The following is a 14,783-nucleotide window of genomic DNA, read 5'->3' as shown; positions in this document are numbered from 1 at the left end:
CCGCAGCGCGAGCAACCTGAGCCGAAACCCGAACCCGAATCCGAGCGGCCGGGGCCGCAGAACGGGCAAGCCGAACCGCCCGTCCCGGAAACCCCCGACCACGACCCCACAGGAGGCACGCAGTGAACGGCGCGCTGGACGTCGCCCTGCGACTCCTGGTCGTGTTCGTCGTCTTCCTCACTTTCCCGCTGATCGTCGGCCAGACCGAGCACAAGGTGATGGCCCATATGCAGGGCCGCCTCGGCCCGATGTACGCGGGTGGCTTCCACGGCTGGGCCCAGCTCATCGCCGACGGTGTGAAGTTCGCGCAGAAGGAGGACGTGGTCCCGGCCGGCGCCGACCGCCGCGTCTTCCAACTCGCCCCCGCCGTCGCCCTGCTGCCGTACCTCCTTGTCCTGCTCGCCATCCCGATCGGCCCGAGCGAGGGCGCCGTCGGGCAGGTTCTGGACGCGGGCGTGTTCTTCGTGCTCGCGGTGATGGCCGTAGGCGTGCTCGGCTCGCTCATGGCCGGCTGGGCCAGCGCGAACAAGTTCTCCCTGCTCGGCGGTCTGCGTACGGCCGCCCAGCTGCTCGCCTACGAACTCCCGATGCTGCTCGCCGCGGCCTCGGTCGCCATGGCCGCGGGAACGGTCTCCCTGCCCGGCATCCTGCACTCCTTCCACTGGTGGTGGGTGCCCTGGCAGATCGTCGGCGCGGTCGTCTTCTTCGTCGCCGGACTCGCCGAACTGCAGCGCCCGCCGTTCGATATGCCCGTCGCCGACTCGGAGATCATCTTCGGCGCGTACACCGAGTACACGGGTCTGCGTTTCGCACTCTTCCTCCTCGCCGAGTACGCCGGCATCGTCGTCCTGTGCGGCCTGACCACCGTCCTCTTCCTGGGCGGCTGGCACGGCCCCTGGGGCGCGGACGGCTTCGGCTGGCTGTGGACCCTGCTGAAGACCGCGATCCTCGCCTTCCTCGTCATCTGGCTCCGCGTCACCTACCCGCGGCTGCGCGAGGACCAGCTCCAGAAGCTCTCCTGGACCCTCCTCGTCCCCCTCTCCCTCGCTCAGATCGCCCTCACCGGCATCGTCAAGGTGGTGATCTCGTAATGGCCCCCATCCCTGGCAGTGGCCTGGCCAAGGGCCTGGCCGTCACCCTCCGCACGATGACGAGGAAGCACGTCACCGAGCAGTACCCGGACGCCCAGCCCGAACTGCCGCCCCGCACCCGTGGCGTGATCGGCCTGTTCGAGGAGAACTGCACGGTCTGCATGCTCTGCGCCCGTGAGTGCCCGGACTGGTGCATCTACATCGACTCCCACAAGGAGACGGTCCCGCCTGCCGCCCCCGGTGGCCGCGAGCGCAGCCGCAACGTCCTCGACCGGTTCGCGATCGACTTCTCCCTGTGTATGTACTGCGGTATCTGCATCGAGGTCTGTCCTTTCGACGCGCTGTTCTGGTCCCCGGAGTTCGAGTACGCCGAGACCGACATCCGCGACCTCACCCATGAGCGGGACAAGCTCCGCGAGTGGATGTGGACCGTCCCGGCCCCGCCGGCCCTGGATCCCGCAGCCGAGGAGCCGAAGGAGATCGCCGCCGCCCGCAAGACCGCAGAGAAACTGGCGACCGCGCAGGCCGAACCGGGGGAGGGGGACGCGTGAGACTCGCCTCGTCCCTGAGCCTGGTCGCGGCCCGGCACGGCTTCCTGTCCCCGACCGGTGTCGAGATCGCGTTCCTGCTCGTCGGCCTGGTTACCTTCGGCGCTGCCCTGATCACCGTCACCACCCGCCAGCTGGTGCACGCCGCCCTGTGGCTGGTGGTCACGCTCGGCGGCCTCGCCGTCGAGTACCTCCTGCTCACAGCCGAGTTCATCGCCTGGGTGCAGGTCCTGATCTACGTCGGTTCCGTCGTCGTCCTCCTTCTGTTCGGTCTGATGCTCACCAAAGCGCCCATCGGCCGCTCCCCGGACGCCGACTCCGGCAACCGCTGGGCCGCCCTGACCGTCGCGGTCGCCGCCGCCGTCGCCCTGGTGTGGGTGGTCGTCGACGCCTTCCGTACGACGTGGATCGACCTGAACGGCCCTGCTGCCGGCTCCACCCGCGTCACCGGCGAGAGCCTCTTCCGGAACTGGGTGCTGCCGTTCGAGGCGCTGTCCGTCCTCCTCCTCGCGGCCCTGGTCGGCGCGATCGTCCTGTCCCGCAAGGCGAAGGCGGAGTCGAGCCCTCCCCCTGTGAACTCCCGAGCGGTCACCGGGAGTTCCCCGTCCGTCACGGATTCCGGAATTCACCCGGTCGAGCAGGAAGGCGCCCGCTGATGCACCTCGCCTACCCGGCCGTACTCTCCGCCCTCCTCTTCTGCACCGGCCTGTACGGCGTCCTCGCCCGCCGCAACGCCATCCTGGTCCTCATGTCGGTCGAGCTGATGCTCAACGCCGTCAACCTCAACCTGGTCGCCTTCGACGTCTGGCTCAGCCGGGCCGCGAAGGAGACCCTGCACTCCGGCCAGGCGCTGACCCTGTTCACCATCGCCATCGCCGCCGCCGAGATCGGCATCGGCCTGGCGATCGTCCTCGCCGTCTACCGCAACCGCGGCACCTCCGACATCGACAAGCTCCGCGACACCGCCGAGGGCCCCGACACGGCCGGTCCCGACACCGAGGGCCCCGGCACCTCCGCGGCCGAGAAGGCTGAGGCCACCGCGTGACCACGACCACCCTCGCCGTCCTCGTCCCCCTCCTGCCGTTCCTGGGCGCCGCTGCCGGACTGCTGCTCGGCCGCACCGCGCCCGGGTTCGTCCGCCCGCTCGCCGTGCTGCCGCCGCTGGCCTCGCTCGTCCTGGCCGCACTGGTCGCCGTACGCCAGGGCGGCGACCAGGCCGTCGACTCCCACGCCGAGCTGACTCCCACCGGGTCGGTCCCGATCGAGCTGGCGCTGCACATCGACGGCTTCGCCGCGCTCGTCGCGATCCTTGTCGCGTTCGTCGCGACCTGCGTGCAGATCTACTCGACTGGCTACCTGCGCGACGACCCGCGCTACCCCTCGTACGCCGCCCTCGTCTCCCTGTTCACCTCCGCGATGCTCCTGGTCGTCTACTCCGGTGACCTGATCGTGCTGCTGGTCGGCTGGGAAGTCATGGGCATCTGCTCCTACTTCCTGGTCGGCCACTACTGGGAGACCCCCGAGGCCCGCGCCGCCTCCCTGAAGGCCTTCCTGGTCACCAAGCTCGGCGACGTGCCGTTCCTCATCGGCCTGTTCGCGCTGGCCACCGACGCCGGGTCCTTCCGGATCACCCGCGTCCTCGGCACCGTGGCGAGCGGCCACCTGCACCACCCGACGCTGATCGCCCTGCTGCTCCTCGCGGGCGTCGCGGGCAAGTCGGCGCAGTTCCCGCTGCACACCTGGCTCCCGGACGCGATGGCGGGCCCCACGCCCGTCTCGGCGCTGATCCACGCCGCGACGATGGTCGCCGCCGGTGTCTACTTCATCGCCCGTCTCCTTCCCGTCTTCGAGGCATCCTCGGCCGCGATGGTGATCCTCGCCGTCATGGCCGCCGTCACCATGGCCGGCTCGGCGCTCGCCGCGCTCGCCCAGGACGACATCAAGCGCGTCCTCGCCTACTCGACGATCGGCCAGCTCGGCTACATGACCGGAGCCCTCGCCGTCGGCGACCGCGGAGCCGCCGTCTTCCACCTCCTGTCCCACGGCGCCTTCAAGGCGCTGCTGTTCCTCGCGGCCGGCGTGATCATCCACGCCGCCGGCACCAACTCGCTGGCCGCCATGTCCCGCATGCGCGGCCTGCGCGACCGCGTCCCGGACGCCTACTGGACGATGACCGTGGCACTCCTCGCACTCGCCGCGATCCCACCGTTCAGCGGCTTCTTCTCCAAGGAGTCCGTCCTCGGCGCCGCCGAGCACGTCGCCTCCGGGAGCACCGACCACGCCCCGGGCGCCGCCGGCTGGATCGTCCTCGTCGCCGGCCTGCTCACCGCGCTGCTCACCGCCGCGTACGCGGCCCGGCTGTGGCTGCTGGCCTTCCGCGGCCGGGGTGCCGAGGCCCCCGACCACGGCCGCCAGCCGCTGACGATGACCGTGGTGCTGTGGGTCCTGGCCGTACCGTCCCTGGCCTTCGGTGGGCTCGCCTACCGCTCGCTGCCCGGCTGGTTCGACGGCCGCGACCTGACCCCGACCCTGCTCACCTCCGTCCTCAGCACGGGCCTCGCCCTGGTCGGCGGGCTGCTCACCTACGGCGCCTGGCAGCGCACCAGCGCGCTAGCCGCCCGGGTCCCGGCGGCGCCCGCACCCTCCTTCGAGTGGGAGCACCTCCAGGGCGAGGCCGCCGCGCACCCGGAGGGCGACGCGAGCCTGGTCGAGGCCCATGCCCTCGCCGACCACGGGCCGGCCGACCTCGCCCACGCGCCCGACCCCGGCCGGCTGCTCCTCGGCCCGCTCCATCGGCACGCGGCCGTCGGCTTCCACCTGGACGCCGTGTACACGGCGCTGTTCGTCCGTCCGGTCCAGGCCGGAGCGAGTCTTGTCCGCTTCCTCGACAGTGAGGTCGTCGACACCTACGTACGCGGCGCGGCCGCGCTGCCCCGGCTGCTCGGGGCCGCCGTACGGCGGGCGCAGACCGGCAATGTGCAGACCTATGTGAGCGCGCTGCTCGCCGGCACCGTCGTCCTGGCGGTCGCCGTCGTCCTCGTCGCCACGGGAGCGTGAGCAGGCGTGATCGATATCAATGAGTCCGTGATGCAGTTCCTTCTGGCGTTCGTCGTCGTCGGCCCGCTCCTCGGCGCCGTCGCCGCTCTCCTGCCCGCCCCGCCCGGACTGAAGGGGAAGTCGCCCGAGCAGGCCGTGCTGCGGCACGGCGTGACCGTGACCGGCGCGATCCTCATCGCCGCGATCGCCCTCGCGCTCGGCTTCGACCACGGCCATCCGTCGAAGATGCAGGCCACAACCGACATCAGCTGGATCCCCGCGCTCGACGTGCGGATCCACCTGGGCATCGACGGCATCTCCCTCCCCCTTCTGGTCCTGACCGCGCTGCTGACCTTCCTCTGCGCGCTGTACTCCTACTTCAAGCCGCCCGCGGGCGGCTCCCCGAAGGCGTTCGTCGCGCTGCTGCTCCTGCTCGAGTCCGGCACCCTCGCGACCTTCGCCGTCCTCGACCTGCTGCTGTTCTTCCTTGCCTTTGAGATGGTGCTCATCCCGATGTACTTCCTCATCGCCCGCTGGGGCGGCGAGGGCCGGACCCGGGCCGCGTGGAAGTTCATCCTGTTCACGCTGCTCGGCTCCGTCGTCATGCTGCTCGGCCTGCTCCTGATCGGATTCAAGGCGGGCACGTTCGACATGGTGGCACTCGCCACTGACAACGGCCGGTCGCTGACCGCATCCGTGCAGGTCATCGCCGTCCTGGCGATCGGGATCGGGCTCGCGGTGAAGGCGCCGATGTGGCCCCTGCACAGCTGGCTGCCGGACGCCCACACCGCCGCGCCGACCGTCGGCTCGGTCCTGCTGGCCGGCGTTCTGCTCAAGATGGGTACGTACGGGTTCGTCCGGATTCTGCTGCCGATCGCGCCGCACGGCTTCCACACCTTCGCGCCGTACCTCGCCGCGTTCGCCGTGGTCGGGATCATCTACGGGTCCCTGGCCTGCCTGGCCCTGGCCAAGCGGGGCGCGAGGGGCGACCTCAAGCGGCTGATCGCCTACTCCTCCGTCGGCCACATGGGCTTCGTCCTGCTGGGCATCGCCACCATGACCCCGACCGGCGTCAACGGTGCCCTGTTCGCCAACATCGCCCACGGCCTCATCACCGGCCTGCTGTTCTTCCTGGTCGGCGCGCTGAAGGACCGCACCGGCACGACCGACCTCGACTCCTTGGCCGAGGAGACCGGCGCCGCGCTGTACGGCAAGGCGCCCCGCCTCGGCGGCCTGCTCGCCTTCGGCGCCGTCGCCTCGCTCGGCCTGCCGGGCCTCGCCGGGTTCTGGGGCGAGATGCTGGCCCTGTTCGGCGCGTTCAAGCCCGCCGCCGACCTCAGCAGGCCGGCGTTCCTCACCTTCATGGCGATCGGCGCGTTCGGCACCCTGCTGACGGCCGCCTACATGCTGATCGTGGTCCGCCGCGTCTGCATGGGCGGCGTGGAACAGGAAGTCCCGAAGCTCGCCGACGTCCACGGCTACGAGTTCGCCGCCTGGACCCCGCTCGTCGCCCTCACCGTCGTCGCCGGACTCTGGCCGAGGGCGCTGCTCGGCCTGACCGACCCGGCCGTGCACCAGCTTCTCGCAGGAGGGACCCGATGAGCGCCCAGCCCGTCGCCGAGTCGCTCGTCCAGTCCGTCGACTGGCTCGCCGTCGCCCCGCCGACCATCGCCGCCGCCGTGGGACTCGTCGTCCTGGTCGCCGATCTGTTCCTGCCCGGGGCCCGCAAGGCCGTCCTGGGCTGGGTCTCGGTCGCCGGACTGGCCGTGGCCGCGCTGATGCTGCTGCCTCTCCTGAACGGCGACCGCAGCACCTTCTGCGTGGACGGCGCCACGCACGCGTGCAGCTACACCGCCGACCACTTCACGCTCGTCATCCAGTTCCTCGTCCTCAGCGGCGCGCTGCTCGCCGCCCTGCTGTCCGTCACGAACCTCAAGGACGACGAGCGGCGCGTGCCGCCGGGCGAGTTCTGGTTCCTGCTGCTGTCCTCCGCGGCCGGCGCCGCGCTGCTGCCCGCCTCCCGCGACCTGGCCACCCTGATCGTCGCCCTGGAGGTCGCCTCCCTGCCGGCCTTCGCCCTCGTCGGCATCCGGCACGGCGACAAGCGGTCCTCCGAGGCCGCCCTGAAGTTCTTCCTGTCCTCGGTGACCGCCACCGCGGTCAGCCTGATGGGCATCAGCTTCGTCTACGCCGCCACAGGTTCCCTTTACCTCACCCAGGTCGCCCAGCGCCTGCCGCACGTCGACGGCCAGCTGCACACGCTCGCCCAGACGGGGGTCGTCCTCACCCTCGTCGGCTTCGCCTTCAAGACGGCCGCCGTCCCCTTCCACTTCTGGGTGCCCGACACCTACGTGGGCGCGCCGCTGCCCGTCGCCGCCTACCTGTCGGTCGTCGGCAAGGCGGTCGGCTTCTCCGGCCTGATCCTCGTCACCGTCGTCGCGTTCCCCTCGTACGCCGACGTCTGGGGCCCCGCGCTCGCCGCCCTGGCGGCCCTCACCATGACCGTCGGCAACGTCGGCGCCCTGCGCCAGCAGGCCACGCGCGCGTACAGCGCCGTACGGCTGCTCGCCTGGTCCTCCGTCGGCCAGGCCGGCTACCTGCTGGTGCCGATCGCCGCCGCCGGCTACGCCAAGGACCCGCAGAAGGCGATCGGCTCCACGGTGGCCTACGCGCTGATGTACGCCGCCGTGAACCTCGGCGCGTTCGCGGTGGCCGCCCTGGTGGGCCGCAGCCGGGCCCTGAACCGGATCAGCGACTACCGGGGTCTGTACGCCACCAACCCGCTCACCGCGCTCCTGCTGGCGTTCTTCCTGCTGTGCCTGGCCGGGCTGCCGCCGGGCGTCATCGGGCTGTTCGCCAAGGTCACGGTGTTCTCGGCGGCCGTCGACGCGGGCCTCGGCTGGCTCGCCGTCGTCATGGCCGTGAACGTGGTGATCGCCCTGTTCTACTACCTGCAGTGGACGGCCCTGCTGTTCCGCGCCCCAGAGGGCGAACCCGCCCGGCACCGCGTCCCGGCCCCCCTCACGGCCGCCCTGGCCCTCACCGGCGTCCTGGGCGTCGCCCTGTCCGGAGCACCCCAGCTGGTCCTCCGCTTCGCGGCCACCGGCTTGTTCTGAGCCTTTCCCGCGAAGGCCGCCGGACCGTTCCGAGGACGACGCCGGACGGCTACGAGAAGCCGCCCCGCGCGCGTGGTGCATCCGCCCCGCCACGCGCGTGTGCGGGTGAACGAGCACGTCACCCGTACGGCCGATCGGCGCTCGCGCAGGTGACAGGGAACTCGTGGCCGTCGCCTGGCGTTGTCACAAGCGGGAGGGTCCACTGGACCAAAGTGTTCCCCAGCTGCACGACTTGGAGGGCGTACGGTGCACCGCCGGCACAACGGGCTCAGGACCGCAGTACTCCTCGGGGGACTGTCCGCACTCATCGTTGTCATCGGCAGCTTCTTCGGCCGCACGGGGCTGATCGTCGCGGTCCTGATCGCCCTGGGTACGAACGCGTACGCGTACTGGAACAGCGACAAGCTGGCACTCCGCGCGATGCGCGCCCGCCCGGTCAGCGAGTTCGAGGCCCCGGCGCTCTACCGCATGGTCCGCGACCTGTCCACGCAGGCCCGCCAGCCCATGCCCAGGCTGTACATCTCGCCCACGGAGGCCCCCAACGCCTTCGCCACGGGCCGCAACCCGCGTAACGCCGCGGTGTGCTGCACCGAGGGCATCCTGCGCCTGCTGGACGAGCGAGAGCTCCGCGGCGTCATCGGCCACGAGCTCAGCCATGTCTACAACAGGGACATCCTCATCTCCTCCGTCGCCGGCGCGCTCGCCTCGGTGATCATGTTCCTGGTGAACTTCGCCTGGCTCATCCCGATCGGCCGCTCGGACGACGACGACGGCCCCGGCCTGCTCGGCATGCTCCTGATCATGATCCTCGGCCCGCTCGCCGCCAGCCTCATCCAGCTGGCCATCAGCCGCTCCCGCGAGTACGAGGCGGACGCCTCCGGCGCCCAGCTCACCGGCGACCCGCTGGCCCTCGCCAGCGCCCTGCGCAAGCTGGAGGTCGGCACCCAGCAGCTCCCGCTGCCCCCCGAGCCCCGGATCGAGACCGCCAGCCACATGATGATCGCGAACCCCTTCCGCGCGGGCCAGGGGCTCACCAAGATGTTTTCCACGCACCCGCCGATGGCGGACCGCATCGCCCGGCTAGAGAAGATGGCAGGTCGCTACCAGTGAAGACCATCCTGAACGTCATTTGGCTCGTCCTGAGCGGCTTCTGGCTGTTCCTGGGCTACCTGTTCGCCGGCGTCCTGCTGTGCATCACGATCATCGGCATCCCCTTCGGGATAGCCGCCTTCCGCATCGGCCTCTACGCCCTGTGGCCCTTCGGGTACACCACGGTCGAGCGCCGGGACGCGGGCGCGCCCTCCTGCATCGGCAACGTGCTGTGGCTGATCCTGGCCGGCTGGTGGCTGGCGATCGCGCACGTCGTCACCGGTATCGCCCTGTGCATCACGATCATCGGCATCCCGTTCGGCATCGCCAACTTCAAGCTGATCCCGGTCTCCCTGCTGCCGCTGGGCCGCGAAATCGTCCCCACGGACCAGCCGTTCGCGACCCGCTGAGCACACCCGCCTACGGACGACAGGGCACGCGCGTGTGGCCGCGGGCGCGCTGACGGCGCGTCACTCGCCGTGCCGCCGTGCCCATCGTCGTACGCCGTAGGCCGCCACACCCACCGCGAGGACGCCCGCCCCTACGGCCACCGAGACGGCGGGCAACGCGAATGCCAGAGTGGCGCAGCCCAGCAGGCCCATCACGGGGACCACGCGGGCTGCCGGGGCCGGACTGAGGGTCCAGGCGGAGGCGTTGGCGACGGCGTAGTAGGCGAGCACGCCGAAGGAGGAGAAGCCGATCGCGCCGCGTACGTCCACCGTCGCGGCCAGTACGGCGACCACCACGCCCACGGCCAGCTCGGCCCGGTGCGGCACCTGGAAGCGGCGGTGCACGGCGGCCAGCGCCCCCGGCAGATGCCCGTCCCGCGCCATGGCGAACGTCGTACGGGACACGCCGAGGGTCAGCGCGAGCAGCGAGCCGAGGGCCGCCACCGCCGCCCCGGCCCGTACCACGGGCACGAGCCCCGGTACGGCGGCCGCCCGTACCGCGTCGGCCAGCGGAGCCCCCGCGTGCCCGAGCCGGTCCGCGCCGAGGACACCCAGCACGGCGACGGCCACGCACGCGTACACCACAAGCGCGATCCCCAGCGCCAGCGGGATCGCACGCGGAATCGTGCGCGCCGGATCCCGTACCTCTTCACCGAGCGTCGCGATCCGCGCGTACCCGGCGAACGCGAAGAACAGCAGCCCCGCCGCCTGGAGCACGCCGCCCGCGCCTGACGACAGCCCGATGTCCAGCCGCCCGGCCGCGGCCGGCCCGGAGGCCAGGCACACGACCACCACGGCCGCGAGCACGGCCAGCACCACCGCGACGATCACGCGCGTCAGCCACGCCGACTTCTGGACACCGCCGTAATTCACGGCGGTCAGGGCCACCACGGCCGCGACCGCCACCGCGTGCGCTTGCCCCGGCCAGACGTACGCGCCCACGGTGAGCGCCATGGCCGCACAGGACGCCGTCTTGCCGACCACGAACGCCCAGCCCGCGAGATACCCCCAGAAGGGGCCCAGCCGTTCCCGTCCGTACACGTACGTCCCGCCGGAAGCCGGATAGCGGGCCGCGAGACGGGCCGAGGACATGGCGTTGCAGTAGGCCACCACGGCCGCGAGCGCCAGTCCGGGCAGCAGCCCCGTTCCGGCCGCGCGGGCGGCGGGCCCCAGGGCCGAGAACACACCGGCTCCGACCATCGATCCGAGACCGACGACCACGGCGTCCCGCACGCCCAGGGTGCGGCGCAGTTCGGTACCGGAAGGCGTCATGCGCCGCACCCTACTGAGCGCGGCAACCGTGTGGTGGACCCGGGGCGTCCTCTTCATCGACACGGCATGAACACGCGCGCGTGGACAGCGGGTCCTCACCGGATTTTCAACGGCCGGACAGTGCGGACACAGCGCGGAAGGGCAGGTTCACGGCATGAGCATCATCGCTTGGATCATCCTGGGACTGCTGGCCGGAGCCATCGCCAAGCTCCTCCTGCCGGGCCGTGACCCCGGCGGCTTCATCGGCACGACCCTCATCGGCATCGCGGGCGCGTTCATCGGCGGCTGGATCTCGGCGCGTTGGCTGCACCATCCGATCACCAAGAGCTTCTACGACGGCGCCACCTGGGCCGCGGCCATCGGCGGCTCCCTGGTGCTGCTGATCATCTACCGCATCCTGTTCGGCAACTCACGCGACTGAGCGCGGCGTCGACGGCACGTAGTCAGCAGCACGGAGCCGACAGCACGGAAGGGTGGGCACCGCTCGGGGGTTCCACCCTCCCTGCCTCGTGCCTCTTGGCGATGTCCTCCCGGTCTCTTACCGGTAGTTCACGAACTGCAGCGCGAAGTCGAAGTCCTTGCCCTTCAGCAGCGCGATCACGGCCTGCAGATCGTCCCGGCTCTTGGAGGAGACGCGCAGCTCGTCGCCCTGGACCTGGGCCTTCACGCCCTTCGGGCCCTCGTCGCGGATGATCTTCGCGACCTTCTTCGCGTTCTCCTGGGAGATGCCCTCCTCGATCGACGCGAAGATCTTGTACTCCTTGCCGGACAACTGCGGCTCGCCCGCGTCCAGGGCCTTCAGCGAGATACCGCGCTTGATCAGCTTGGACTGGAAGACGTCGAGGACAGCCTTCACCCGGTCCTCGGAGTTCGCCTCCATGAGGATCTTGTCACCGGACCACGAGATCGAGGCGCCGACGCCCTTGAAGTCGTAGCGCTGCGAGATCTCCTTGGCGGCCTGGTTGAGGGCGTTGTCGACCTCCTGCCGCTCGACCTTCGAGACGATGTCGAAACTGGAGTCGGCCATGTCCTGTGGCTCCTTGTATCGGGTGCGAATCGGGTGCGTGCCGGCGTGCGCGCGGCGGCCGCCGGGCCCGGCCTGACGCCGGGCCGCATCCGCACCAGCCTAGTCACCTCACGAGCCAAGGGGTGGAGATCAACCGGGTGGCGAAGCACCCCCGTGTATCGGGTATTGTTTACGACGTCGCCAGGGAGCACCGCCGCGGAGCGGTTCGATCTGGTGGCCGACCCGGCGGTGTGCCCGAGCGGCCAAAGGGAGCAGACTGTAAATCTGCCGGCTCAGCCTTCCCAGGTTCGAATCCTGGCGCCGCCACACGGGAACGAGAGCCCCGTGATCTGTGAGAGCAGATCACGGGGCTCTCGGCGTTGCGGACCGTCAGTGGAACTTGGCGGCCATGCCGGCCTCGTAGTCACCGGCGGGCTGCTGGGTGATGACGTTTCCGCGGTTGAAGGCGTTGATGACGGCGATCTGCGTCACCAGGTCGGCGAGCTGATCCTCGTCGTAGTACTTGGCGGCGTTGGCCCAGACCTCGTCCGGGACGCCGCCGGCCGCGTCCGCGATGCGGGTGCCCTGCTCCGTCAGTTCCAGTGCGGCGCGCTCGGCGTCGGTGAAGACCTTGGCCTCCCTCCAGGCGGCGACCAGGTGGAGGCGCACCGCGGTCTCCCCGGCCGCGGCGGCCTCCTTGGTGTGCATGTCGATGCATCCGGCGCAGCCGTTGATCTGGCTGGCGCGGAGCATCATCAGTTCGCGTGTCGAGGCCGGCACGGTGGATTCCGAGAGCGCGTTGCCCGCAGCGATGATGTGCTTGAAGGCCTTGACGGCGACCGGGCTGGCCATGAGGTTCAAGCGAGCTTCCACGGTGTGCTCCTGCGTTCGTTGTCCGATGGCTACGCCTCTTAGACCGAACAGCCCCGCGCGTTGTGACAGCAGTGAATGTGACCTGCGTCTCGGCGAGGGGAGGTGTCGTCCGGATTCTCCGAGGCCCGACCGGCGCGGACCGGAGCGGCTTGTGCCGAAGGGGCGTTCCCGCATGTCCGTTGCGCCCCCCGGCGCTGTGCCGGGGATTCTGGAATGACCGGTCCGGGTGCGGGCCCGGGTGGTCGGGACGATGCTGGAGCCATGGCCGGGAAGCGACCCGTCATCGTGCAGCTGCCGTCCCCGACCGGCGGCCGCCGGGTCCCGGCGGACGACGATGTCCTCGGTCTGGCGCACAGCGTGCGGGACCTGGTGGGGTTCCTGCGCCGGGCGGGCATGGGGAGGGAGTCGGAGCAGGTGGCCGACTCGCCGCTGATCGACTGGCGCGGGGTGGGGCCCCGATCGCTGGGAAGCCGAGACCCGCACCTGACGGCGGTGTGGCCGCCGCCTCGGTGCGGGCACACTGGCGGCATGTCCTCCCGACGCAGAACCTGTCCCGTGTGCCGCCGTGACATCGCCGTCGTCGCGGGCCGCTTCGCGCGGCACGACCCGCCCGGGGCGCGGGAGAACGGCGAGCTCGTCTCCTGCGCCGGGTCACGACGGCAGGCGCAACTCGGGGCCGCCCAGCCGGCGTTGGACGGGTACGCCGCACCGGAGTTTCCCGGGCAGCTGCCTCTGTTCTGAGCCGCGGGGGTGCGGCAGCAGATCGGAGAGGTGCGGGACGACGCAGGACTTGCGGGATCTGACAGGGTGGCAGCGGGCGGTGCTGGAGGGCTTGGTGGCGGCTCCGACCGTTCTACGGCCGGTGACCGTTCAACGGCCTGTGGCCGCTCTCAGTTCCCGGCCACCGACTTCACCGCGACCGACACCGGCGTCGATCCGCTGATCAGCTCCAGCGTCAAGCCGGTCGTCGCCGGGGTGTCCACCAACTCCGCGAGGACGGCCGCCACATCGTCCCGCGGGATCGCACCGCGCCCGGTGTGTGCCTCCAGACGGACCAGGCCGGTGCCCGCGTCGTCCATGAGCGAGCCGGGGCGCAGGATCGTCCAGTCCAGGGCTTCCTGGCTGGTGACGTACGCGTCCGCCTCGCCCTTGGCGCGCAGGTACGCGTCGAAGACCTCGTTGCCCTGGTGTGCGGGATCGGCGCCCATCGAGGACACGACCACGAAACGGCGCACCCCCGCGCGCACGGCCGCGTCCGCGAACAGCACCGCCGCGCCCCTGTCCACCGTCTCCTTGCGGCCCACGCCGCTGCCCGGGCCCGCGCCGGCCGCGAAGACCGCCGCGTCGGCGCCCTGAAGGTGCGCCGCGACCTCCTCCACCGAGGCGGACTCCAGGTCGAGCAGGACCGGTTCGGCACCGGCCGCCCGCAGATCGTCGCCCTGCTCGGACTTGCGGATGATCCCCGCGACCTCGTCCCCGCGCGCGGAGAGCAGACGCTCCAGCCGCAGCGCGATCTGACCATGACCACCAGCAATGACAATGCGCATGATTCCGACCGTACGCCGGAGGGGGCGCATCCGCCGCACGAGTTAACCGGCATGGCCGGAGCGCGCCGGGCTCACCCGCGCCAGCACGCGCCCGCGTGCACGGGCACACGCGAGGCGTGCGCTCAGGGTCGCGCGTGAGGCGCACGAACGCAGCCGCGCGCCGGGGCGCCCTTACGGCTGCCCGAGCCGCCTCACCACGCCCCGGGGACCACCTCACGACAGCCCCGGCTCCCTCACGACAGCCCCGGCCACCTCACGACAGCCCGGCCACCCCATGACACCCCCGGCCCCCTCACCACAGTCCTGGCCACTTCACGACAGTTCGCCCCGCCCCTGTCGGGGCAACCCGAGTTCCACCGAGACCGCCGAGTTGCAGTACTCCCGCACCGCGCTCGTACGCGCCACCACCCGGCCCCGGTGGACCACGATCCGGCTGTAGGCCAGGGACAGGGCGCCAGGCAGGCGGTCGCCGCGCACGGCCAGGAGATCGGCGGGGAAGCCCGCCTCCACGCGTACCTCCGGCAGACCCAGCACCGAGCGGGCGGAGCCGCTCACGGCCTCGTAGGCGTCCTCGGGGCGCAGGCCGTGGGAGGAGGCGAGGAGGTAGGCGGCCTCCAGGGGGTCGCCGCGGCCGACGGGGTTGGAGGCGTCGCGCAGCGCGCCGCTGCCGGCCGCCACGCGCACCCCGGCCGAGCGCAGCAGCCGTACCGGAGCGGTGCCCCGGCGGTCGGCGCCGCAGCAGCCGCCCTGAGGCAG

General features: G+C 71.3%; 15 protein-coding genes, 1 tRNA gene and 1 pseudogene. 12 read left to right on the top strand and 5 right to left on the bottom strand.

Translation table 11 applies throughout. From position 1 onward, the window contains the following. The first annotated feature begins 122 nt into the window (after positions 1-122). The 9 genes from M878_RS66160 to M878_RS66120 all read left to right on the top strand — a co-directional run bounded on the left by M878_RS66160 (position 123) and on the right by M878_RS66120 (position 9,290). Positions 123-1,091: a complex I subunit 1/NuoH family protein gene (locus M878_RS66160; RefSeq protein WP_023547443.1), complete on the top strand. Its 969-nt coding sequence runs from the start codon at positions 123-125 to the stop codon at positions 1,089-1,091. Continuing rightward, entirely contained in the window at positions 1,091-1,642 is a 552-nt protein-coding gene (locus M878_RS66155; RefSeq protein ID WP_023547442.1) for a NuoI/complex I 23 kDa subunit family protein, read from the top strand. Before M878_RS66160 ends, M878_RS66155 begins: the two co-directional genes overlap by 1 nt. 14 nt (positions 1,643-1,656) lie before the next feature. Further along, positions 1,657-2,295 (top strand): NADH-quinone oxidoreductase subunit J family protein, encoded by a 639-nt coding sequence (locus tag M878_RS66150; protein ID WP_031225068.1) that lies wholly within the window; start codon positions 1,657-1,659, stop codon positions 2,293-2,295. Further along, positions 2,295-2,684: an NADH-quinone oxidoreductase subunit NuoK gene (gene nuoK / locus M878_RS66145; protein WP_023547440.1), complete on the top strand. Its 390-nt coding sequence runs from the start codon at positions 2,295-2,297 to the stop codon at positions 2,682-2,684. Before M878_RS66150 ends, nuoK begins: the two co-directional genes overlap by 1 nt. Then, entirely contained in the window at positions 2,681-4,696 is a 2,016-nt protein-coding gene (locus M878_RS66140; RefSeq protein ID WP_023547439.1) for an NADH-quinone oxidoreductase subunit 5 family protein, read from the top strand. Before nuoK ends, M878_RS66140 begins: the two co-directional genes overlap by 4 nt. 6 nt (positions 4,697-4,702) lie before the next feature. After that, positions 4,703-6,277, top strand: coding sequence for an NADH-quinone oxidoreductase subunit M (locus tag M878_RS66135; RefSeq protein ID WP_023547438.1), 1,575 nt, complete (start codon positions 4,703-4,705; stop codon positions 6,275-6,277). Next, a complete protein-coding gene (locus tag M878_RS66130) occupies positions 6,274-7,791 on the top strand; it encodes an NADH-quinone oxidoreductase subunit N (RefSeq protein WP_023547437.1) in 1,518 nt (505 codons plus the stop codon). The genes M878_RS66135 and M878_RS66130 overlap by 4 nt, the downstream gene beginning before the upstream one ends. Before the next feature lie 246 nt (positions 7,792-8,037). Further along, positions 8,038-8,901 (top strand): zinc metalloprotease HtpX, encoded by an 864-nt coding sequence (htpX, locus tag M878_RS66125; RefSeq protein ID WP_023547436.1) that lies wholly within the window; start codon positions 8,038-8,040, stop codon positions 8,899-8,901. Then, positions 8,898-9,290, top strand: a complete 393-nt coding sequence (locus tag M878_RS66120) for a YccF domain-containing protein (RefSeq protein ID WP_023547435.1) — start codon at positions 8,898-8,900, stop codon at positions 9,288-9,290. The genes htpX and M878_RS66120 overlap by 4 nt, the downstream gene beginning before the upstream one ends. A 60-nt stretch (positions 9,291-9,350) precedes the next feature. On the opposite strand, the gene M878_RS66115 is transcribed toward M878_RS66120, so the two are convergent. Beyond that, on the bottom strand, positions 9,351-10,601 hold the full coding sequence (locus M878_RS66115) for an APC family permease (RefSeq protein ID WP_023547434.1): 1,251 nt from the start codon (positions 10,599-10,601) through the stop codon (positions 9,351-9,353). Between the two features lie 154 nt (positions 10,602-10,755). Here M878_RS66115 and M878_RS66110 point away from each other — a divergent pair, with 154 nt between their 5' ends. Further along, entirely contained in the window at positions 10,756-11,022 is a 267-nt protein-coding gene (locus M878_RS66110; protein WP_023547433.1) for a GlsB/YeaQ/YmgE family stress response membrane protein, read from the top strand. Positions 11,023-11,139: 117 nt separating this feature from the next. On the opposite strand, the gene M878_RS66105 is transcribed toward M878_RS66110, so the two are convergent. Next, entirely contained in the window at positions 11,140-11,628 is a 489-nt protein-coding gene (locus M878_RS66105; protein WP_019756392.1) for a YajQ family cyclic di-GMP-binding protein, read from the bottom strand. A 224-nt stretch (positions 11,629-11,852) separates the two neighbouring features. Between M878_RS66105 and M878_RS66100 the strand changes: the two genes are divergently transcribed. Continuing rightward, positions 11,853-11,934, top strand: a tRNA-Tyr gene (locus tag M878_RS66100). Positions 11,935-11,997: 63 nt separating this feature from the next. On the opposite strand, the gene M878_RS66095 is transcribed toward M878_RS66100, so the two are convergent. Further along, positions 11,998-12,480, bottom strand: coding sequence for a carboxymuconolactone decarboxylase family protein (locus M878_RS66095; protein WP_031225067.1), 483 nt, complete (start codon positions 12,478-12,480; stop codon positions 11,998-12,000). Between the two features lie 528 nt (positions 12,481-13,008). On the opposite strand from M878_RS66095, the gene M878_RS48010 reads away from it, so the two are divergent. Further along, on the top strand, positions 13,009-13,221 hold the full coding sequence (locus M878_RS48010) for a hypothetical protein (RefSeq protein WP_031225066.1): 213 nt from the start codon (positions 13,009-13,011) through the stop codon (positions 13,219-13,221). Between the two features lie 149 nt (positions 13,222-13,370). Here M878_RS48010 and M878_RS66090 read toward each other — a convergent pair whose 3' ends face one another. Together M878_RS66090 and M878_RS66085 are read right to left on the bottom strand one after the other, a co-directional pair. Beyond that, positions 13,371-14,027: an SDR family oxidoreductase gene (locus tag M878_RS66090; protein WP_031225065.1), complete on the bottom strand. Its 657-nt coding sequence runs from the start codon at positions 14,025-14,027 to the stop codon at positions 13,371-13,373. Between the two features lie 312 nt (positions 14,028-14,339). Further along, positions 14,340-14,783, bottom strand: a pseudogene (locus M878_RS66085) (hydrolase); the annotation flags it as partial.

This window comes from Streptomyces roseochromogenus subsp. oscitans DS 12.976 (assembly GCF_000497445.1).
GTDB classification, from domain to species: domain Bacteria; phylum Actinomycetota; class Actinomycetes; order Streptomycetales; family Streptomycetaceae; genus Streptomyces; species Streptomyces oscitans.
The sequence above is the reverse complement of the archived record's forward strand: the minus strand, read 5'-3'. Positions and strand labels throughout refer to the sequence as shown.